Below are 20,219 nucleotides of genomic sequence, written 5' to 3' on the forward strand. Positions count from 1 at the left end.
TCCTGAAGGATTTACTATTATGGAAATATGAATGATGATTCATTCATTTTCGAAAAGGAAGGTAGTCCATTGAAACAAAACAAACCGAAATATAAACAGATTATTGACGCGGCAGTGATTGTGATTGCTGAAAACGGCTATCATCAAGCCCAGGTTTCCAAAATCGCAAAGCAAGCCGGTGTAGCAGACGGGACCATTTATTTATACTTTAAAAACAAAGAGGATATTCTGGTTTCTCTATTTAAAGAAAAAATGGGCCTCTTCATCGAAAAGATTCAAGGGGAAACGTCAGGGAAATCCAGAGCGGCTGATAAGCTGTACGTCCTGATTGAAAAGCATTTTTCGCTCCTTTCAGAAGATCACCATCTGGCGATCGTTACCCAGCTGGAGCTCAGACAGTCAAACAAGGATCTCAGATTAAGAATCAATGAAGTTCTAAAAGGATACTTGAATGTTGTAGATTCCATCATTCAAACGGGGATTGAGTCCGGGGAGTTCAGGGAAGATCTCGACTTGCGGCTTGCAAGACAAATGATTTTCGGGACCATCGACGAAATCGTCACCACCTGGGTAATGAATGAAGAAAAGTATGACCTGATGGCTTTAGCCGGAAAGGTTCATCATATGATTGTCCATGGCTTTGGAAACAATCAATCTTAACCATTCAGGAGGATGTACAGTGGGATATTTATCCGTACAAAAAGAAGAATACGTCGCTATCGTGAAAATTGATAATCCTCCTGCCAATGCACGTGGTTCCTATGTTTTAGAGGAGCTGGCTGCATTTATAGAGGATGCGGAACATGACCCTTCGATCCGGGCCATTTTGCTGTATGGAGAGGGGAAATTTTTTTCCGCAGGGGCTGACATTAAAGAATTTACAAAGGTCGAGTCTGGAAAGGAATTTTCGAGGCTGGCAGCTAAAGGACAGGAACTGTTCGATAGGATTGAAAGCTTCCGCAAGCCGGTGATTGCTGCCATCCATGGAGCAGCTCTTGGAGGCGGTCTCGAGCTTGCCATGTCCTGCCATATCCGAATCGTTACTGAAAATGCAAAGCTAGGCCTTCCTGAATTGCAGCTCGGCCTTGTTCCCGGCTTTGGAGGGACTCAGCGTCTTCCGCGCTATGTTGGAGAAGCAAAGGCTCTCGAAATGATGGCTACAAGCGAGCCGATCACCGGAGCAGAAGCTGCGCAGCTTGGACTCGCCAACAAGGCAGTGCAGGATGAGATGCTGCTGCATGAAGCTAAACAGCTGGCAGGAAAAATGGCTTTAAAAAGCCCAAATACCCTCAAAGCTGTTATCGAATTGCTGAATATCCGGAAGTCTTCTTCTTACCAGGAAGGGATGGCAAGAGAAGCAGCCCTGTTTGGAGAAGTATTTGATAAGCAGGATGCTAAAGAGGGAATTCAGGCGTTTCTTGAAAAGCGCCCGCCTCAGTTCAAGGGAGAATGATTGGACGGGGGCTTTCCCCGGCCGTACAATGGAAGCGTATTCAAATAGGCGTTTTAAGCAATGAACATGCGAAACAGGGGGATGGAGAAATGAATATTTTTGTAATGATGAAACGGACTTTTGACACAGAAGAAAAAATTTCCATCAGCAACGGAAGAATCCAAGAGGATGGAGCAGAATTTATCATCAATCCGTACGACGAGTATGCGATTGAAGAAGCTATTCAGATCAGAGACGCCCAGGGCGGCGAGGTAACCGTTGTAACGATTGGCGGGGAAGAGGCTGAGAAGGAACTTCGTACAGCTTTGGCGATGGGATGCGATAAAGCTGTGCTGATCAATACGGAAGATGATCTGGAGGATGGAGATCAGTTCACTTCTGCCAAGATTCTCTCGGAATATTTAAAGGACAAAAATGCAGATTTGATTCTAGGAGGAAATGTTGCCATCGATGGAGGCTCGGGACAGGTTGGCCCCCGTCTTGCGGAGCTGCTAGATATCTCCTATGTAACAACCATTACAAAGCTTGAGATTGAGGGCAGTAAAGCAACTGTTACACGGGATGTTGAAGGTGATTCTGAGATCATCGAAACAGCTCTTCCTTTGCTCGTTACGGCACAGCAAGGATTAAATGAGCCTCGCTATCCGTCATTGCCCGGCATCATGAAGGCGAAAAAGAAGCCGCTTGATGAACTGGAGCTGGATGATTTGGACATTGAAGAGGACGATGTTGAACCAAAAACAAAAACAATTGAAATTTTTATGCCTGCGAAAAAAGAAGCTGGAAAAGTCCTTCAAGGGGAATTGGACGAGCAGGTTAAGGAGCTTGTCAGCCTGCTTAGGAACGAAGCTAAGGTCATCTGATTGGAATTCATGACAGGCAAGGGAATACGGAGAAATAGGGGGAAATGAAAATGGCAAGAAAAGTTCTAGTATTGGGAGAATCACGAGATCAGTCATTGAGAAATGTATCCTTCGAAGCGATTGCTGCCGGGAAAATTGTTGCGGAGGGCGGAGAAATTGTAGCTGTTCTTATAGGGAATCAAGTATCCGGTCTTGGGGAAGAAATGATTCAATACGGTGCGGACCGTGTCATAGCTGTAGAAAATGAGAAGCTTTCAGCTTACACACCGGATGGGTTTTCACAGGCTCTGATGACGGTCATAGAGCAGGAAAATCCGGAAGGAATGGTGTTTGGGCATACTGCCCTCGGAAAGGATCTCTCGCCTAAAATTGCAGCAAAACTAAATACGGGACTGGTTTCGGATGCGATTAACGTAGAGGAGGCTGGAGGCAATATTGTCTTTACCCGCCCTATCTACTCCGGAAAGGCATTTGAAAAAGTGATCGTAACGGATGGCATGATTTTCGCGTCAATCCGTCCGAATAATATTGCCCCGCTTGAAAAAGACGAATCCAGATCAGGTGAGGTTCAAACAGCAGCAGCCGATATTAAAGATTTGCGCACAATTGTTAAAGATGTGATCCGCAAAGCAACGGAGGGAGTAGACCTTTCTGAAGCTAAAGTGATTGTTGCGGGAGGAAGAGGCGTTAAGAGCACAGAAGGCTTTAATCCGCTTAAGGAACTGGCAGATGTTTTAGGGGGCGCTGTCGGGGCATCCCGCGGAGCTTGTGATGCAGATTATTGCGATTACTCCCTTCAAATTGGCCAGACGGGTAAAGTGGTCACGCCGGACCTTTATATTGCGTGCGGCGTATCCGGAGCCATCCAGCACTTGGCTGGAATGTCCAACTCCAAAGTCATCGTTGCCATCAACAAGGATCCAGAAGCCAATATATTTAAAGTAGCGGACTACGGCATTGTCGGGGACCTGTTTGAGGTCGTCCCCCTGCTGACCGAAGAGTTTAAAAAGCTTAAAGTTCATTCATAAGCCAGTGCAGCCCCCGCAAAAAGCCTGTTTGCGGGGGCTCTAATGTTATTTAAACCTTGTGTCAGGAAGGATCATTCACCCGATTTCAAGCGGACAGGAAAAACGGTCTGATGTCGAAGGTGTAATTGCACAAGCTTACGCATACATATGTATACCTTAAGGAAGATAAGAATTAATACAGTCCCCTTCCAGCGCGTCAAGCGATACCAGTACCGAACCGGGTTATTCCTGCTAGGATTGGGTATAATGACTTCGAGGCAAAATCTTAGCACGCCTTACAGGAAGGTGCTATACTAAGTGCATATTCTTAAAGATTTAGGAGGAATTCTACATGGCTATTTCACACGTAACGGATCAAAACTTCTCTGCTGAGACTGGAGAAGGCGTTGTTCTTGCAGATTTTTGGGCTCCATGGTGCGGACCTTGCAAAATGATTGCCCCAGTACTGGAAGAGCTTGACCAAGACATGGGTGACAAAGTGAAAATCGTTAAGCTTGATGTTGATGAAAACCAGGAAACTGCTGGTAAGTACGGCGTAATGAGCATCCCGACTCTTCTCGTTTTCAAAAATGGAGAAGTAGTGGATAAAGCGGTTGGATATCAGCCGAAAGAAGCTCTTGCTGAATTACTTAATAAACACGCTTAATTGAAATAAGGAACCAGGCTGATTTATTGGTCTGGTTTTTTTATTTTCTTGCAGGAGGGCTGCATCATGGGGAACCGCTCGTGTAGAAGATGGGCGCCATTCCCGCTGCCGTCCGTTTTTCCGACACCACCGGTATCTGATCGGAAATTGCCTCCTCGGGCCAATACTCTGCGCCTGACACTGTTTCCAGCGCTATTCTTAGTAATTTTCCTATATATATCGTACAATATAAGGCAAATGACTGGATGGAAGTGGTTATATGAAAGACAAAATCAGAGAAAAATTAGCCATTCTTCCCGATCAGCCAGGCTGCTACCTCATGAAGGACAGACAGGGGACCATTATTTATGTCGGGAAAGCCAAAGTATTAAAGAACCGTGTCCGTTCTTACTTCAGCGGCTCTCATGACGGGAAGACGCAAAGGCTTGTCAATGAAATTGAGGATTTTGAATACATTGTGACGTCCTCTAATATCGAAGCCCTTATTTTAGAAATGAATCTGATTAAAAAATACGATCCAAAATATAATGTGATGCTCAAGGATGATAAGTCCTTTCCATTTATAAAAATAACCGGTGAACGCCATCCTCGGCTGATTGTTACGCGGAAAATCAAAAAAGACCGGGGGAAATATTTCGGCCCTTACCCAAATGTCCAGGCAGCCCGTGAAACGAAAAAGCTGCTGGACCGGCTGTATCCGCTGAGGAAATGCAACACTCTGCCAGACCGCGTCTGCCTGTATTACCATATGGGGCAGTGTCTTGCCCCTTGTGTATATACAGTAACGGAAGAAACAAACCGGAAAATGGTTGAGGAGATCAGCCGGTTTTTAAACGGCGGGTACAAGGAGATTAAAAAGGATTTAACCGATAAGATGTATAAAGCTTCAGAGGCTATGGATTTTGAGCGGGCAAAGGAGTACAGGGATCAGATCGTCCATATTGAAGCGACAATGGAGAAGCAGAAGATGTCGATGACGGATTTTGTGGACCGGGATGTGTTTGCTTATGCTTTTGATAAGGGCTGGATGTGTGTACAAGTATTTTTTGTCCGGCAAGGCAAGCTGATTGAACGGGATATTTCGATGTTTCCAATCTATAATGAACCGGATGAAGAATTTCTGACATTCCTGGGCCAGTTTTATCAGCAGAGCAATCATTTCCTGCCGAAGGAAATCATGATTCCGGACAGCGCTGATCTGGAATTGGCGGAGCAGCTTCTGAATGTGCGCGCGGTCCAGCCGAAGCGCGGTGCGAAGAAGGACTTGCTGATGCTCGCTCACAAAAATGCGAAAATTGCACTCCGCGAGAAATTTTCGTTAATCGAGCGGGATGAAGAGCGGACAATTAAGGCCATCGAGAATCTCGGCGATAAGCTGGGAATCGCCGTGCCAATCCGGATCGAAGCGTTTGACAACTCAAACATTCAAGGGTCTGATCCAGTTTCCGCAATGGTTGTTTTTATCGATGGGAAACCGGCCAAAAAAGAGTACCGTAAGTATAAAATCCGGACTGTTACCGGGCCTGATGATTATGAGTCCATGAGAGAGGTGGTCCGGAGAAGGTATTCCCGTGCATTGAAAGAAAACCTTCCTCTTCCCGATCTTATCGTGATTGATGGAGGAAAGGGGCAGATTTCTGCAGCAAAAGATGTTCTTGAGAATGAGCTGTCTCTGCAAATACCAGTATCCGGCCTTGTAAAAGATGATAAGCACAGAACTTCCAATTTGATGATTGGAGACCCGCTTGAGCTTGTTCAGCTCGAACGCAGCTCACAGGAGTTCTATCTGCTGCAGCGGATTCAGGATGAGGTCCATCGCTTTGCGATCACGTTCCACAGACAGCTCCGCGGAAAAAACGCGATTCAATCCATATTGGATGAAATCCCCGGCATCGGGGAAAAGCGGAGGAAGATGCTGCTGAAGCATTTCGGCTCTGTTAAAAAAATGAAGGAAGCGACCGTTGAGCAGATTAAAGAAGCCGGTGTTCCTTATGCGGCTGCAGAGCTGATCTATGAAAAGCTAAAAGAATAGACTTGTGCTTTTCCAAATCCTCTGATAGAATACAAACTAATTTAATCAGGTCGTTTAGTTCGTTAAATGACGATAGAGGTGCGGACTTCAATAGTAGGCATAAGCAGGAAAATGGTTTTCCGTTTATGTATGCCGAAAGGGGAGCGCCGCCGAAGAGGAAAAGGTGCCATTGCTGATTCTTCTGGTTTTGCATTGAATAAATGCAGGGCTGTCAAGATTTTTATTCTTGGAGAGCTATCTCATTGTATGGGCGGAGAATTTTTTCGTTTATGCAAGCAATGGGAGGGGCATCCCATTGCTTTTTATTTTGGGCTCTTATCTGAAAGAACTTGCGATATACCATTGACCTAGAGGAGCGATAACGTGGGACTGATCGTACAAAAATTTGGAGGAACATCCGTAGGATCTGCAGATCGAATTTTGAATGTTGCAAAAAGAGTAATCCAGGAAAAAGAAAATGGCCATGACCTGGTGGTCGTCGTTTCGGCCATGGGGAAAACAACCGATCAGCTCGTATCGCTTGCGGGGGAACTTTCATCGAAGCCGGACAAAAGAGAAATGGATATGCTGCTGACTACAGGGGAACAGATCACGATTTCTTTACTAGCGATGGCTCTCCAGGCCAAGGGCTATGAAGCCGTTTCCTTGACCGGAGGCCAGGCGGGAATCTTCACTGAATCCCGGCATGGAAATGCACGCATAACCCGCATTGAAGATGACCGCATTACAGAAGAGCTGACCCGGGGGAAAATCGTTGTGGCAGCAGGTTTTCAGGGGAGAGATGAAAACGGGGAAATTACAACATTGGGCAGAGGCGGTTCAGATACAACAGCTGTTGCCCTTGCGGCGGCGCTGAAGGCAGATAAATGCGACATTTATACCGATGTGACAGGGGTCTATACGACCGATCCCCGCTATATCCAAGGAGCAAGAAAGCTTGCTGGCCTATCCTATGACGAAATGCTGGAGCTGGCGAATCTTGGTGCGGGTGTTCTTCATCCAAGAGCAGTAGAGTTTGCAAAAAATTATCAGGTTCCACTGGAAGTGCGTTCCAGTATGCAGGGCGAGCGGGGAACGCTTATTGAGGAGGAAAGTGCATTGGAAGAAAATTTAATTGTTAAAGGAATTGCATTTGAGGACCAGGTAACAAGAGTGTCCGTTTGCGGCCTGCCGAATGATTTAAGCACCCTTTCGACTATATTTACGACACTGGCGGAGCATGGGGTAAACGTGGACATCATCATTCAAAGTCTGACAGATAAAGAGAACGGCACGATTTCTTTCTCAGTAAAAACAAATGATCTGGAAGAAACGATCGATGTGCTTGAGACTCATAAGAAAAAATTAAGGTTCAAGAAAATTGAATCGGAAAAAGGCTTATCCAAAGTTTCCATTGTCGGTTCCGGCATGGTTTCCAATCCCGGGGTGGCGGCAGGGATGTTTTCGGTGCTCGCCAAGGAGGGCATTGAAGTGAAAATGGTGAGCACCTCTGAAATTAAGGTATCCACTGTAATTGAGCAGGATGATATGGTGAGGGCAGTTGAAGCGCTTCATGAAGCATTCGAGCTATCCGGCAAAAAGGCGCCGGTTTAATAAACAGAATCAAAAGACATCTTCATCCTGTTCGAAGCACGAACAAAAAAGAACCCGGGAATGCTTATTCACCAAGCATTCCCGGGCTCTTCCTTTAGGTGCACCCTTGCTTTACAGACAGCCAGGTTAAGCCGGGATCCAAAAATCATGGCTTCCGGTCAATCTGTGATCATGTCCTTTTTATCCCATTTAACGGTCAAGATTACCTTGCCGGAGCGGCGTTTTACCTGCTCGTAGGCCTCAGCCGCATGCTTCCCGATTGTCTGAACCTGCTCTGCCAGAAAACCGGCCTCCAGCTGGAAGGATGGCTCCTTTTGAGCTTGAAAGCGGGTCAGGATCAGGTCGGAGGTCAATTCAAACTCCATTTCTCCCTGTTTTCTATGTAAGAGTGTCAGTGTCCCCCATCCGGATTGAAGAAAAAAACGGGGAAGCTCTTCTGCAGTTTCCAGCGGAAAGTGCCTTGCAAGCTTTCTGCCGGCCCAGTAAAGCAAAGAAGGATACTCCTGACCAAGGATTTCGGGAAGAAGGATCTCCCGCAGCATTTCATGGCCAAAAGCAGGGACTGACAGCTCCTCATACTTTTCAGCCTCTACTTGATTACGTGTCGTTTTCATTTCATTTCCCCTCTCTCTATGCTCATTATATATCAAGACCGTAGGCTATTAACATGAAATAAAAGGAAGATCGGGCTTAAGAGGGTTCCATATTAGGAGAGGCCAAGGGCAAGAAATGATTCCTTCTTGCCATACTAAGCTCTTAAGCATATTTTCTCTCACATTTCAATATAGTAATAAAGTTAATTTTGTGAAGAACGAAAATAATTCCGAAAATTATAATTTATGAACACGTTTTCTTGACGCTCTATTATGTTAGGAGTAAAATGAATTTGTCACATTTTATCAGTTTATAATTATGATGGAGCGGCGGTTTAGTCAAAAGTTTCCAATGCAGAACTGCCAGATTCAAAGTCATGCTCCCTGATCATCCGGGCGAGAGAATTATGACAGCATATTGGGAAATAAGGTTGGATAAAATGCTATTTTAATAGCTTGCCATGACAAAGCCCTCCCATGCTCCAGACTGTAAAATGGGGATAGGAGAAAACCCAATAAAAACTACAGATTATCATTGATTAGGGGGTAAAGGAATTATGGCTGGAAATAAGGAGTTTGCGCTGCGCAGACTGCACTCGCTGCTGGGGGTTATTCCTGTAGGAATCTTCCTGATTCAGCATCTTGTTGTCAACAATTTTGCGACTAGAGGAGAAGAAGCATTTAATGAGGCGGCTCATTTTATGGAGAGCCTGCCATTCAGGATTGTTTTAGAAACATTTATCATTTTCCTGCCGCTATTATTCCACGCTATTTATGGTGTTTATATTGCTTTTACGGCGAAAAATAATGCTTCCCGCTATGGCTATTTCAGAAACTGGATGTTTGTCCTGCAGCGGTTCAGCGGCATTGTTACATTTGTATTCGTTGCATGGCATGTGTGGGAAACAAGAATTGCCGCTGCATTCGGAGCGACGGTCAATTTTTCAATGATGGAAAATATTCTTAGCAATCCGGCAATGGTCGCTTTCTATGTGGTGGGTGTTGTTTCCACAGTGTTCCACTTTGCAAACGGGCTCTGGTCTTTCTGCGTAACCTGGGGAATTACGGTTACACCTCGTTCCCAGCTGATTTCAACCTATGTAACACTTGCTGTGTTTGTTGCACTTGCTTACGTAGGAGTAAGTTCCATCTTTGCATTTGTTTAATTGAGGAAACGTCAATCAAGGGAGTGGGCTAGATGAACAACAATCGGATTACAATCGTCGGCGGCGGTTTGGCCGGCTTAATGGCTACTATAAAGGCTGCCGAAAAGGGAGTCAGCGTGGATCTTTTTTCACTCGTTCCTGTTAAGCGTTCACATTCAGTGTGCGCACAGGGCGGCATCAATGGAGCGGTGAATACAAAGGGTGAGGGGGATTCCCCCTGGGAGCATTTTGATGACACGGTTTACGGGGGAGACTTTTTGGCGAATCAGCCTCCGGTAAAAGCAATGTGTGAAGCTGCTCCTTCTATCATTCATCTTCTTGACCGTATGGGCGTCATGTTTAACCGTACCCCTGAAGGACTGCTTGACTTCCGCCGCTTTGGGGGAACTCAGCATCACAGAACAGCTTTTGCGGGCGCTACAACCGGCCAGCAGCTGCTTTATGCACTGGATGAGCAGGTCCGCCGCTATGAAGTGGCAGGGCTTGTCAGAAAGTTCGAAGGCTGGGAATTCCTTGGAATCGTTTTGGATGATGACCGGGTCTGCCGCGGGATTACTGCTCAGAATCTGTCCTCCATGGAAATCAAATCGTTCCGGTCCGATGCAGTCATTATGGCAACGGGCGGACCTGGAATTGTATTCGGCAAATCCACGAACTCTGTCATAAATACGGGCTCTGCTGCTTCAATCGTCTACCAGCAGGGTGCCTATTATTCCAATGCTGAATTTATTCAGATTCACCCGACCGCGATTCCGGGGGATGATAAGCTTCGCCTCATGAGTGAATCCGCAAGGGGGGAAGGCGGCCGTGTCTGGACATATAAAGACGGGAAGCCATGGTACTTCCTAGAAGAGAAATATCCGGCTTACGGAAATCTTGTGCCAAGGGATATCGCTACAAGAGAAATCTTCGACGTCTGCGTAAATCAGAAGCTTGGAATCAATGGGGAAAACATGGTTTATCTCGATTTATCCCATAAAGACCCGAAAGAGCTGGATATTAAACTTGGCGGAATCATCGAAATCTATGAAAAATTCATGGGGGATGATCCGCGCAAAGTTCCGATGAAAATCTTCCCTGCCGTTCACTATTCCATGGGCGGACTGTGGGTGGATTACGATCAGATGACGAACATCCCGGGACTGTTTGCAGCAGGCGAATGCGATTATTCCATGCACGGAGCAAACCGTCTTGGTGCCAACTCCCTTCTTTCCGCTATTTACGGAGGAATGGTGGCAGGTCCAAGTGCTGCGAAATACGCACAGGGACTTGAATCATTTGCAGAAGATCTTCCATCCAGCGTCTATGAACGCCACGAGAAGGAAGAGCAGGAAAAGTGGGATTCCATCATGAGCATGGATGGAGATGAGAATGCCTACGTGATTCATAAAGAACTTGGAGAATGGATGACAGCGAACGCAACAGTTGTCCGCTACAACGATAAGCTTCTGGAAACAGATGAGAAGATTCAGGAACTGATGCACCGCTATGAACGCATTAACATAAATGATACGGCAAAATGGAGCAACCAGGGGGCTGCTTTCACCCGCCAGCTGAAGAATATGCTCAGCCTGTCCCGTGTCATAACACTTGGAGCCTATAACCGAAATGAGAGCCGGGGGGCTCACTATAAGCCTGATTTCCCTGAACGGAATGATGAAGACTTCCTTAAAACGACGATGGCTAAATTCGTGGGCGACCATGAAGCTCCGGCTCTGCATTATGAAGAAGTAGATACATCTCTTATTACTCCGAGAAAAAGGGATTATTCCAAGAAGAAAGGAGCAAAAGCATGAGTGAGAAAAAAATCATTCGCTTTGTGATTTCACGTCAGGAATCTCCGGATGCAGTTCCTTATGATGAGGAGTTCGAACTTGAACACCGTCCGAACATGAATGTAATTTCGGCTCTAATGGAAATCAGACGTAATCCCGTTAATGCAAAAGGGGAACCGACTACCCCGATAAACTGGGATATGAACTGCCTGGAAGAGGTATGCGGCGCCTGTTCCATGGTGATCAACGGCAAGCCTCGGCAGTCGTGTACAGCACTTGTCGACCAGCTGGAGCAGCCGATCCGCCTTGCGCCGATGAAAACATTTCCGGTCATCCGCGACCTTCAGGTAGACCGAAGCAGAATGTTCGATTCCCTTAAAAAGGTGAAAGCGTGGATTCCGATTGATGGAACGTATGATCTTGGTCCGGGACCCCGCATGCCGGAGAAAAAGCGTCAGTGGGCCTACGAGTTATCGAAGTGTATGACATGCGGCGTCTGCCTGGAAGCATGTCCGAATGTTAACAGCAAATCAAACTTCATCGGACCGGCTCCGCTTTCGCAGGTTCGCTTGTTTAACGCTCATCCTACCGGAGCTATGAATAAATCAGAACGCCTAGACGCTTTGATGGGTGATGGAGGACTTGCAGACTGCGGAAACTCCCAAAACTGCGTGCAGTCGTGTCCGAAGGGCATTCCGCTGACAACCTCTATTGCAGCACTTAACAGAGATACAAACCTGCAGGCATTCCGCAATTTCTTTGGAAGCGACCAGGCATAACGCACCCCGGCTGCCTTAGCGCTTTTCTTGCTTTCAAGGGATTAAAGCGCAAAGTGACCGCTTTATTAAAAAATGAGCTTCTTCAAGACAGTAAAAGAGCCGGATTCCCGGCTCTTTTTCATTTTGATTAAAGGTGGACCCTTAGGGAGAGTGGCGGGATGTGCAGGCGAATGCCTGCAGCAGAAATCAGCTGCCGGGTATACCGGAGCCAACTTTTGAAAAATGGACGCATCCTCCCCTGCTTTCATCAGCAATTCAGTCACCGCTATGCCTGAAAGCACATACTATATGTTGACTAATCGGATACCCATGTGCAAGAGCAGCTCTCACCTAGCAAGGAGGGTTACAATAATTGAAGGACAACGAATTTCAATCTAAGCCACTGCTCACGAAAAGAGAAAGAGAAGTATTTGAATTACTGGTACAGGATAAAACAACAAAAGAAATAGCTGGAGAGCTTTTCATTAGTGAGAAAACCGTTCGAAACCATATCTCAAATGCGATGCAAAAGCTTGGAGTCAAGGGGCGTTCACAAGCGGTTGTAGAGCTCCTGCGTATGGGAGAACTAGAGCTCTGAAAAATTGCCGGCAGGCCTGCATAAGGGACCGCCGGTTTTTTCATTTAATCTTTTCTTAAAGCGTTCTCCAGCCGGGATGGTTTTCAATTAAAGATTGCCCTCGAAAAAGGCTGCTCCAGTCCAGTCCTGCAGAAAAATCCCTGCTCATGAATTTTCCTCAATCCTTGCATTTTCTGCAGAAAACTAGGAAAATAACTAGGGGATATGGCGTAATGCTGTTTCCTAATGCGGATGAGCGGGGTATGGCGCGATGAATAAACCAACATTTGAAGCTGGCCATGTAGCGGATATTGAAAAATCGCTCAGGCGGATTTCAGGGAACATTAAACAAAAAGGACGAGAGATCCTTAATCAATATAATATAACTCCACCTCAGTTTGTAGCTCTCCAATGGCTTCTTGATCACGGAGATATGACGGTCGGGGAACTTGCAGGACGGATGTATCTTGCCTGGAGTACGACAACCGACCTCGTGGACCGGATGGAGAAGACGCAGCTTGTCATCCGGATTAAGGATGCGAATGACAGAAGAGTTGTCAGGGTGCATCTCCTTGAAGAGGGAGCGAGGATCATTGAAGAAGTGATTAAGAAGAGGCAGGAGTACTTAAGTGACCTTCTTGTCCATTTTGATTCATCAGAAAGGCTCACGTTTGAGCGTTTACTGACTAAACTGCAGCTGGAAATGAATGAAGAATGAGGCGATTTTTTGAATAGACCGATAGGAGTTATCGATTCAGGCATTGGCGGTCTTACGGTAGCTAAAGAAATCATGAGGCAGCTGCCGAAGGAAGAAATTATTTATTTAGGAGACAGCCAGCGCTGTCCATATGGACCCCGTCCAGAAGCTCAAGTTCTGCAATATACGTGGGAGATGACAAAGTATCTTTTGTCTGCCCACAGGATTAAAATGCTCGTAATCGCATGCAATACGGCAACGGCGATTGCGCTTGAGGAAATTAAAAAACAAGTGGACATTCCGGTGATCGGAGTCATCCAGCCAGGTGCCAGAACCGCGATAAAGCTGAAGAAAAATCAGCATATCGGCGTCATCGGAACAAACAATACCATTCAGAGCGGCGCCTATGAACAGGCGCTGAAAGCGTTAAAAGCGTCCGTTTCCGTTGAGAGTGCAGCCTGTCCTGAATTTGTTCCCCTGGTGGAAAGCGGGAATTATGAAGGAGAGCTGGCGAGGGAGATTGTTAAGCAGTCCCTGTTGCCGCTGAGGAGCCTGTCGCTCGACTCGCTGATCCTCGGCTGCACCCACTACCCGATTTTGAGGCCGCTCATAGAAGAGTACATGGGGCCCTCGGTGAAGGTCATTTCCTCCGGGGATGAAACGGCAAGGGAAGTAAGCACCATTCTGTCTTACAGCCAGGCTTTAAATGAATCAGACGGACAGAAGCAGCATCAGTTTTTAACGACAGGTCCGCACGGCTTGTTTCAGTCCTTTGCTGAAAAATGGTTTGGCGAGCCGGTGGGCAGCGTTCATACCATCAACCTTGAAAAAGCACTGCAGTCCTATTGAAAATCCCGGATGTCCGGGATTTTTTTTATTAAATTTTGCAGCACCTGCTGATTGGAGTGACAATCGTGATACTCCTTGCTGGCTTTTGAAAGCGAATGCCTGCTATGGAAATCAGCAGCTAAGAGGAATCGAAAATGCAGGCTGTATAAAATCTTCCTGAATGGCGGTATAAAATAATCCGGGGCTCGTATACATAGTAGTACAAACTGCCTCAGGAGGGATTTTTCATGCCTATGAATAAAAAGTTGGCCATTGCTGTTTCCGCTATTGCTGTTACTTCCGTTATCTTGTCGGGCTGCGGCTTATTCGGTGGAGGGGAGCAAGCGGTCAAGGAAGTGGATCCGCCGCAGGATGTCACCTATACGGATGGAAAAAACGCTGAAGGAAAAAAGGAAGCAGAATCGAAATCGGGCAAGGAAAATGTGGAGACGGTTACGAGAGATCTTTATTTAATAGACAAAAACGGCATGGTCGTCTCTCAGGCTCTGTCTCTTCCAAAGCATGAAGGGGCAGCCAAGCAGGTTCTTGAATACCTGGTGGATGGAGGACCGGTCAGCAACATGCTTCCAGATGGCTTTAGAGCCGTTTTGCCTGCCGAGACTCAAGTGCTGGGGGTTACCATTAAAGACGGGACGGCTGTAGCCGATTTCTCAAAGGAATTTGCCAACTATAAACGCGAGGATGAACTGAAGATCCTTCAGTCCGTCACCTATACCCTCACTCAATTTGAATCGGTTAAAAAAGTGAAAATTTGGGTGAATGGCCATCCGCTGAACGAAATGCCGGTCAACGGAACACCCATTTCAGAGGATCTGAGCAGAGTGGATGGGATCAATTTAGATACAGCAGATGTCACCGACATTACCAATACTCACCCGCTAACCGTTTACTTCCTAGGCCAAAATGAGAATGGAACCTATTACGTGCCTGTTACAAGAAGGGTAGACAATACGGAAAAAGATCCGATCACGGCTGCCGTTTCAGAGCTTCTGAAAGGTCCTTCAAGCACAAGCGGGCTTCTGGATGAATTTCAGGGCGGAGTTAAGCTGAATGGTGAGCCAAAATATGAAAATGGAAAAGTAACGCTTGATTTCAATAAGTCGATTTACGGGAGTTTTGATGAAGAGAAAAAGGTTATTTCCGAAAATGTGCTCAACTCACTTGTGCTCACCCTTACGGAGCAGGAGGGCGTAGAAACGGTAGCGCTGACGGTGGATGGCAAGGCGGATCTGACGAATGAAAAGGGAGAAAAATTGTCGAAACCCGTAGCGCGTCCTGCAAATGTGAACACCGGTAGTTTTTAGAAGCGAATATTTGATATACTAAATAAGGTAAGAAAAGAGGCAGACTTGTTATGGGGCTGCCTTTTATTTGTTGCGGGCCGTTCGTTTGGCCCGTTAGTGATGGAGGTTTTACGGATGAGAAATGACGGGAGAAGCAATAATCAGCTTAGACCGGTTGAAATGGTGACAGAATTTATAACACACCCTGAAGGATCTGTCTTAATAAGTGTAGGCAATACAAAGGTCATCTGCAACGCTAGTGTGGAAGACCGCGTGCCGCCGTTTATGAGAGGGCAGGGGAAGGGCTGGATTACTGCAGAATATTCCATGCTGCCGCGAGCCACAGAGCAGCGAACAATCAGAGAGTCCTCGAAAGGGAAAATTTCAGGGCGCACAATGGAAATTCAGAGGCTGATTGGAAGAGCGCTCAGAGCGGTAGTGGATCTCGACAAGCTTGGAGAACGGACAATCTGGATTGACTGCGATGTCATTCAGGCAGACGGAGGAACCAGAACCGCTTCCATTACCGGTGCTTTTACAGCAATGGCGATTGCACTGGGAAGGCTGACAGAAAAAAATGTGCTGGCTGAGCTTCCGATTACTGATTTCCTGGCCGCGACATCTGTTGGATTGGATTCAGAGCTTGGAGAAATTCTTGATTTGAACTACTTGGAGGATTCCTCTGCCGAAGTGGATATGAATGTCGTCATGACCTCTAAGGGAGAGCTTGTAGAACTTCAGGGAACCGGGGAAGAAGCAACTTTTTCAAGAAAACAGCTCAACCAAATGTTAGATCTTGCAGAAGAGGGTATACATACATTAATTGAGTATCAAAAATCAGCTCTTGGTGATTGGGCCTCTCATATTGTCAAAAATCTTGCGAAAGAGGGATGAACAAATGAGCCAAACCATTATCATCGCAACGCGGAATGAAGGAAAAGCAGCCGAATTCAAACGGCTGTTTGAACCAAAGGGCCTGCAGGCTGCCTCGCTGAATGAACTCACACACCTTCCGGATGTAGAAGAAACGGGGCATTCCTTTGAAGAAAACGCAATCTTAAAAGCAGAAACCATCTCTAGGCTTACCGGTAAGCCTGTTATTGCAGATGATTCCGGACTTTCAATCGATGCTCTCGGTGGAGATCCGGGCATTTATTCTGCCCGCTATGCAGGGGAAGAAAAAGACGATGGAGCCAATATCGCGAAAGTGCTTGAGAACATGAAAGAGGTTGAAAAGGATCAGAGAACAGCCCGTTTCAGATGTGCACTCGCTATTGCGGCTCCCGGAAAAGAAACCAAAACGGTCGAAGGATCGGTTGAAGGGTTTATTACAGAAAAGCCGGAAGGGGAGAATGGATTCGGCTATGACCCGATCTTCATGGTTAAGGATAAAGGTGTGACGATGGCTCAGCTTTCTTCAGAAGAAAAAAACAAAATCAGCCATCGGGCGAATGCCCTGAAGAAACTGGATCAGCTGATTGGGGAGTATTTTTAAGGGAGAGAGTGCGATGAAGGTATTGATTATGAGCGACAGCCACGGATGGACTGAGGAAGTAGCCAAAGTAGCAGACCGCCACAAGGACGAAATATCGGCTGTGATCCACTGTGGAGACTCTGAGCTGCAGGCAGACGATCCGGCCGTTGGCTCCATGTGGATCGTCGGGGGAAACTGTGATTTCGACGCGAGGCTCCCAGAAGAGCTCTTGAAAGAAGCAGGTCCGCACCGCTTCCTTATCGTACATGGACACTTGCATTCAGTGAAATCCTCACTCATGACGCTTAAGGATAAGGCCCGGGAAGCAGGAGCCCAAATTGCCTGCTTTGGCCACACTCATATAGCCGGGTCAGAAATGACGGACAATATTTTGTTCATTAACCCGGGGAGTCTCCGGCTGCCGCGGGTGCGTCCTGAAAGGTCGTATGCTATAATTCAATTAGATCAGCAGCGTGCCGATGTAAACTTTTATGATTTGGAAGGAAACCCTATAAAAGAACTGGAAAAATCCTATTCTCTTGCATAGAATAGAAAAGGAGGAGAGCTTTCCTCCTTTTCCATAAAAAAAGTTCCAATAGTTATTGACTTTATTATCTAAAGAAAATATAATAAATCTTGTCGCTGATAACGAAACACCCAATTAGCTGCTAAAAAGATCATGTCCCAGTAGCTCAGCCGGATAGAGCATACGCCTTCTAAGCGTACGGTCGGGAGTTCGAATCTCTCCTGGGACGTCACAGTTTTACAGTCTAAACTCTTGATATGACAGGGTTTTGGACAGATAAGGGATACTAACGCAGATTAGAACACTGTGGTAGTATCTCTTTTTTATGCCTACATATATTTTAGTAAAAGTTCTGCTACCTCCAACATATTTTTCACAGTGGAGGAGACAGTATGACAAAGAAAAAAAGCATCTTTGAGGTAGATGCAGACATTAATCTGTTTAAACAAGGAACTGCTACAGGTATTCAGGAAAAAGTATCAAGTATTAAGTCATCTACAACAATTGCAGCGAGTAAGAAAGATGGCAGAGACCTAGAAAGTGTTATGCAAATAATTATTCAGCAAATGACAGTGAGCGGGTACAGAGATAGAACTATGAGGGACTATGTAACCTACATGGAACAGTTTAGGAAGGCTACAAATGTAGAATATCTTGAAGATATTACAACAGATAAGATATATCTTTGGCTTAATTCAATGGCTGTTTCTAATCAGACTAAACTGACAAGGTTAAAATGTCTAAAGGCTATACTAGGTAAGTGTTTTAATAATGGATGGTTCAGCTCAAAGTTTTGGCATGGCATTAATATTAAAGTTGATAAGCAGGTAAAAAAAGGTGCTAAGAAAGATGATGTTATGGTTCTACTATCTTTGTTAGACTTGAATACCTTTATTGGTTTAAGGGATGCTGTGGCAGTCTTAACCCTCTATAGAACAGGTATAAGAATTAACACACTAGGGCAACTCCAAGAGAAGCATATTGACTTTGACAATAAGGTGCTCTGTATGGAGGGAACAATTCTAAAGAACCACAAAATTTTAAAGTTGCCTCTTGATGATGAATTACTACATTTGCTAAAGGTGCTTATTAATCAGAACAATAAAATTAGAGCATACTATGGGCAGAAAAATTCATACTTGTTCATAGGTTACAAAGGAACTTCTCTTAATACAAAGTCTACAAATAATGCTATTTCAAAACAGCTAAATAAATATGCTAAAAAATATGGGTTAAAAAACATTAATCCTCATGCCCTTAGAAGGGGCTATGCAAAGACTTTATTAGAAAAAGGGGCAAACCTTGCATTAATTTCTAAAGCATTAGGACACTCTAATCTAGCTGTCACAACTCAGTATCTGGACTTAGATGTTGAGGAAGTTGCTAATAATCTAAGGGGTTTTTTGTAATATGCACCTCCTGCATTTATAGCAGGGGGTTTTATATATTCATATTAGCTACCAATAAAAATCCATTATATGAAGAGGTCTCAGGGTTATTCAATAAAAACTTTATCCCTATGAAATAATAAAGCTTTTTTGGATGGGTATAATTCTTTGTTACTAGGTAGGGAAATTGTAACCCCATTAAAAGTTTTATAGTAAGGTGAATGAAGTCTAGAAGAAACTTGAATTTTATAATCATCTGTAATTGTTATCAGACCTTTATCAAAGAGTTTATGAAAGTCAGATCTTAAGCAGAGTCCATTCTGTGGGTGATGACTTTGTTCATTAATGTAATTTTGAATATGAGCTGATTCAAGCACTTCTTTTAAACCCTCATTGCTTATACAACATTTTCCTGAATAGTTAAGCAATATTGTATCTCTGAAAATATTCTGTTTAACCCTTCTTAAAGCAGTGACCTCATTATAAGATTCAGGCATTTTCAATTGCTCATCAATTAAATTAAAGGAACTAACTGTTTCTTTCTCTCTAAACTCTATTTGGTAAATAGAATGTATTAATTCTGGATTAGTTAACTCTTTTAAAGTCAGGGGGTATGAGTAATATCCATTGTTGTTTACCATTTTTACATTAAAAATCCTTGATACTTCTTTTAAAGCTATTTTTTCAGCAGAATATCCTAATTCACTATAGACATTTTTGGCAACAGCTATCTTTCCTGAGTCAGTGTAAAATCTCGCATTAGAGTAAGGCAAATTTAAGCATTCTGCTAAGCTTCTTAATCTCCTATGTATAAGGTGCTTGTCATAAATAACCTTATTTTTCTCATCACCAATTCTACCTCTGTTTGTACTTCTAACTACAAATTCATTATCTATAAGTGGTGCTTCTATTCCTCTGATAGCTGTACCATTTTTGTTTAAATAAATTTTTTGAGCATTTGCCTCTTTAATTAGCGCAATACATTTATCACTTACTTTAAGTTCTCTTATTAATCCATTGTTGTTTAAACTTATGATACCTGTTTTAATATTCACATCTGAAATTCTCAAGTTCAATATTTCTGAATATTTAACTCCACATATCCCCTCAAATAAAAGCCTGATAATTACTGCATCTTGAGCATTTTTACACTGAGATATTAAGTTTTCAACTTCCTGATCTGTTAAATATTTTTTGGGGGGTGGAGCAAGTTTCTTTATCCAGACTGTCCCAAATACATCCTCTAATGGACTTGAATCTGTGTACCCCATCTCTAAACAGTAATTGATATACCCTTTAATAATTACTGCATAATTTCTAAAGCTATTGTAGGTATTTAATTGATAGGATTTCATTAGATTTTCTATTTCTTCTAAATTAAAATGAAATAAATTTTTATTATACTGCCTTTCCTTTCTTTCTGCAGAATTAAGGATATTAAGATAAATATGACCACCTGCATGAATTCTATTCACAAAGTCATTTTTTATATCTTTTCTAATTACTACTTTATCCATA

The 20,219-nt window shown here is 44.5% G+C and carries 20 protein-coding genes, 1 tRNA gene and 1 riboswitch; of the genes, 19 read left to right on the plus strand and 2 right to left on the minus strand.

Annotation, left to right across the window (positions count from 1 at the left end; genetic code table 11):
- The first annotated feature begins 69 nt into the window (after positions 1-69).
- From ACQCV8_RS06175 to ACQCV8_RS06205, 7 genes are all read left to right on the plus strand, one after another.
- Positions 70-660, plus strand: a complete 591-nt coding sequence (locus tag ACQCV8_RS06175) for a TetR/AcrR family transcriptional regulator (protein ID WP_426843684.1) — start codon at positions 70-72, stop codon at positions 658-660.
- 19 nt (positions 661-679) lie between these two features.
- Positions 680-1,453 carry an enoyl-CoA hydratase gene (locus ACQCV8_RS06180; RefSeq protein ID WP_426843685.1) on the plus strand — a complete coding sequence of 258 codons (774 nt, stop codon included), beginning with the start codon at positions 680-682 and terminating at the stop codon, positions 1,451-1,453.
- 89 nt (positions 1,454-1,542) lie between these two features.
- Positions 1,543-2,316, plus strand: a complete 774-nt coding sequence (locus ACQCV8_RS06185; RefSeq protein WP_426843686.1) for an electron transfer flavoprotein subunit beta/FixA family protein — start codon at positions 1,543-1,545, stop codon at positions 2,314-2,316.
- 50 nt (positions 2,317-2,366) lie between these two features.
- Positions 2,367-3,344, plus strand: coding sequence for an electron transfer flavoprotein subunit alpha/FixB family protein (locus ACQCV8_RS06190; RefSeq protein ID WP_426843687.1), 978 nt, complete (start codon positions 2,367-2,369; stop codon positions 3,342-3,344).
- 331 nt (positions 3,345-3,675) lie between these two features.
- Positions 3,676-3,990, plus strand: coding sequence for a thioredoxin (gene trxA / locus ACQCV8_RS06195; RefSeq protein WP_155111453.1), 315 nt, complete (start codon positions 3,676-3,678; stop codon positions 3,988-3,990).
- Between the two features lie 259 nt (positions 3,991-4,249).
- Entirely contained in the window at positions 4,250-6,022 is a 1,773-nt protein-coding gene (gene uvrC / locus ACQCV8_RS06200) for an excinuclease ABC subunit UvrC (RefSeq protein ID WP_426843688.1), read from the plus strand.
- A 65-nt stretch (positions 6,023-6,087) separates the two neighbouring features.
- Positions 6,088-6,267, plus strand: a riboswitch (Lysine riboswitch).
- Positions 6,268-6,385: 118 nt separating this feature from the next.
- Positions 6,386-7,615: an aspartate kinase gene (locus ACQCV8_RS06205; RefSeq protein ID WP_426843689.1), complete on the plus strand. Its 1,230-nt coding sequence runs from the start codon at positions 6,386-6,388 to the stop codon at positions 7,613-7,615.
- A 158-nt stretch (positions 7,616-7,773) separates the two neighbouring features.
- On the opposite strand, the gene ACQCV8_RS06210 is transcribed toward ACQCV8_RS06205, so the two are convergent.
- A complete protein-coding gene (locus ACQCV8_RS06210; RefSeq protein ID WP_426843690.1) occupies positions 7,774-8,229 on the minus strand; it encodes a YslB family protein in 456 nt (151 codons plus the stop codon).
- 536 nt (positions 8,230-8,765) lie between these two features.
- Between ACQCV8_RS06210 and ACQCV8_RS06215 the strand changes: the two genes are divergently transcribed.
- The 12 genes from ACQCV8_RS06215 to ACQCV8_RS06270 all read left to right on the plus strand — a co-directional run bounded on the left by ACQCV8_RS06215 (position 8,766) and on the right by ACQCV8_RS06270 (position 18,722).
- On the plus strand, positions 8,766-9,374 hold the full coding sequence (locus ACQCV8_RS06215) for a succinate dehydrogenase cytochrome b558 subunit (protein WP_426843691.1): 609 nt from the start codon (positions 8,766-8,768) through the stop codon (positions 9,372-9,374).
- A 32-nt stretch (positions 9,375-9,406) separates the two neighbouring features.
- Positions 9,407-11,170, plus strand: a complete 1,764-nt coding sequence (gene sdhA, locus ACQCV8_RS06220) for a succinate dehydrogenase flavoprotein subunit (RefSeq protein WP_426843692.1) — start codon at positions 9,407-9,409, stop codon at positions 11,168-11,170.
- Complete coding sequence (gene sdhB / locus ACQCV8_RS06225) at positions 11,167-11,928, plus strand: succinate dehydrogenase iron-sulfur subunit (protein WP_426843693.1); 762 nt, start codon at positions 11,167-11,169, stop codon at positions 11,926-11,928. The genes sdhA and sdhB overlap by 4 nt, the downstream gene beginning before the upstream one ends.
- A 352-nt stretch (positions 11,929-12,280) precedes the next feature.
- Complete coding sequence (gene gerE / locus ACQCV8_RS06230) at positions 12,281-12,505, plus strand: spore germination transcription factor GerE (protein WP_155111459.1); 225 nt, start codon at positions 12,281-12,283, stop codon at positions 12,503-12,505.
- A 250-nt stretch (positions 12,506-12,755) separates the two neighbouring features.
- On the plus strand, positions 12,756-13,202 hold the full coding sequence (locus tag ACQCV8_RS06235; protein WP_426843694.1) for a MarR family winged helix-turn-helix transcriptional regulator: 447 nt from the start codon (positions 12,756-12,758) through the stop codon (positions 13,200-13,202).
- A 9-nt stretch (positions 13,203-13,211) separates the two neighbouring features.
- Positions 13,212-14,030, plus strand: coding sequence for a glutamate racemase (racE, locus tag ACQCV8_RS06240; RefSeq protein WP_426843695.1), 819 nt, complete (start codon positions 13,212-13,214; stop codon positions 14,028-14,030).
- 233 nt (positions 14,031-14,263) lie between these two features.
- A complete protein-coding gene (locus ACQCV8_RS06245) occupies positions 14,264-15,334 on the plus strand; it encodes a GerMN domain-containing protein (RefSeq protein ID WP_426843810.1) in 1,071 nt (356 codons plus the stop codon).
- A gap of 114 nt (positions 15,335-15,448) precedes the next feature.
- A complete protein-coding gene (gene rph, locus ACQCV8_RS06250) occupies positions 15,449-16,207 on the plus strand; it encodes a ribonuclease PH (protein ID WP_426843697.1) in 759 nt (252 codons plus the stop codon).
- Between the two features lie 4 nt (positions 16,208-16,211).
- Positions 16,212-16,808 carry an XTP/dITP diphosphatase gene (locus tag ACQCV8_RS06255; protein ID WP_426843698.1) on the plus strand — a complete coding sequence of 199 codons (597 nt, stop codon included), beginning with the start codon at positions 16,212-16,214 and terminating at the stop codon, positions 16,806-16,808.
- Positions 16,809-16,821: 13 nt separating this feature from the next.
- Positions 16,822-17,334, plus strand: a complete 513-nt coding sequence (locus tag ACQCV8_RS06260; RefSeq protein ID WP_426843699.1) for a metallophosphoesterase family protein — start codon at positions 16,822-16,824, stop codon at positions 17,332-17,334.
- A 134-nt stretch (positions 17,335-17,468) separates the two neighbouring features.
- Positions 17,469-17,542: transfer RNA gene (locus tag ACQCV8_RS06265), tRNA-Arg, on the plus strand.
- Between the two features lie 163 nt (positions 17,543-17,705).
- A complete protein-coding gene (locus tag ACQCV8_RS06270; RefSeq protein WP_426843700.1) occupies positions 17,706-18,722 on the plus strand; it encodes a tyrosine-type recombinase/integrase in 1,017 nt (338 codons plus the stop codon).
- Between the two features lie 86 nt (positions 18,723-18,808).
- On the opposite strand, the gene ACQCV8_RS06275 is transcribed toward ACQCV8_RS06270, so the two are convergent.
- Entirely contained in the window at positions 18,809-20,218 is a 1,410-nt protein-coding gene (locus ACQCV8_RS06275) for an HNH endonuclease (protein ID WP_426843701.1), read from the minus strand.
- Position 20,219 lies beyond the last annotated feature (1 nt).

Origin of the sequence: Metabacillus sp. 84 (assembly GCF_050107715.1) — a bacterium.
Taxonomy (GTDB): Bacteria; Bacillota; Bacilli; order Bacillales; family Bacillaceae; genus Metabacillus_B.

What these genes read in the sequence shown, in the direction of transcription:
- ACQCV8_RS06185 (WP_426843686.1), top strand. Translation starts at nt 1,543, where the DNA reads ATGAATATTTTTGTAATGATGAAACGGACTTTTGACACAGAAGAAAAA.
- ACQCV8_RS06190 (WP_426843687.1), top strand. Translation starts at nt 2,367, where the DNA reads ATGGCAAGAAAAGTTCTAGTATTGGGAGAATCACGAGATCAGTCATTG.
- trxA (WP_155111453.1), top strand. Translation starts at nt 3,676, where the DNA reads ATGGCTATTTCACACGTAACGGATCAAAACTTCTCTGCTGAGACTGGA.
- uvrC (WP_426843688.1), top strand. Translation starts at nt 4,250, where the DNA reads ATGAAAGACAAAATCAGAGAAAAATTAGCCATTCTTCCCGATCAGCCA.
- ACQCV8_RS06210 (WP_426843690.1), bottom strand. Translation starts at nt 8,229, where the DNA reads ATGAAAACGACACGTAATCAAGTAGAGGCTGAAAAGTATGAGGAGCTG.
- ACQCV8_RS06215 (WP_426843691.1), top strand. Translation starts at nt 8,766, where the DNA reads ATGGCTGGAAATAAGGAGTTTGCGCTGCGCAGACTGCACTCGCTGCTG.
- sdhA (WP_426843692.1), top strand. Translation starts at nt 9,407, where the DNA reads ATGAACAACAATCGGATTACAATCGTCGGCGGCGGTTTGGCCGGCTTA.
- sdhB (WP_426843693.1), top strand. Translation starts at nt 11,167, where the DNA reads ATGAGTGAGAAAAAAATCATTCGCTTTGTGATTTCACGTCAGGAATCT.
- ACQCV8_RS06235 (WP_426843694.1), top strand. Translation starts at nt 12,756, where the DNA reads ATGAATAAACCAACATTTGAAGCTGGCCATGTAGCGGATATTGAAAAA.
- ACQCV8_RS06245 (WP_426843810.1), top strand. Translation starts at nt 14,264, where the DNA reads ATGAATAAAAAGTTGGCCATTGCTGTTTCCGCTATTGCTGTTACTTCC.
- rph (WP_426843697.1), top strand. Translation starts at nt 15,449, where the DNA reads ATGAGAAATGACGGGAGAAGCAATAATCAGCTTAGACCGGTTGAAATG.
- ACQCV8_RS06255 (WP_426843698.1), top strand. Translation starts at nt 16,212, where the DNA reads ATGAGCCAAACCATTATCATCGCAACGCGGAATGAAGGAAAAGCAGCC.
- ACQCV8_RS06260 (WP_426843699.1), top strand. Translation starts at nt 16,822, where the DNA reads ATGAAGGTATTGATTATGAGCGACAGCCACGGATGGACTGAGGAAGTA.
- ACQCV8_RS06270 (WP_426843700.1), top strand. Translation starts at nt 17,706, where the DNA reads ATGACAAAGAAAAAAAGCATCTTTGAGGTAGATGCAGACATTAATCTG.
- ACQCV8_RS06275 (WP_426843701.1), bottom strand. Translation starts at nt 20,218, where the DNA reads ATGGATAAAGTAGTAATTAGAAAAGATATAAAAAATGACTTTGTGAAT.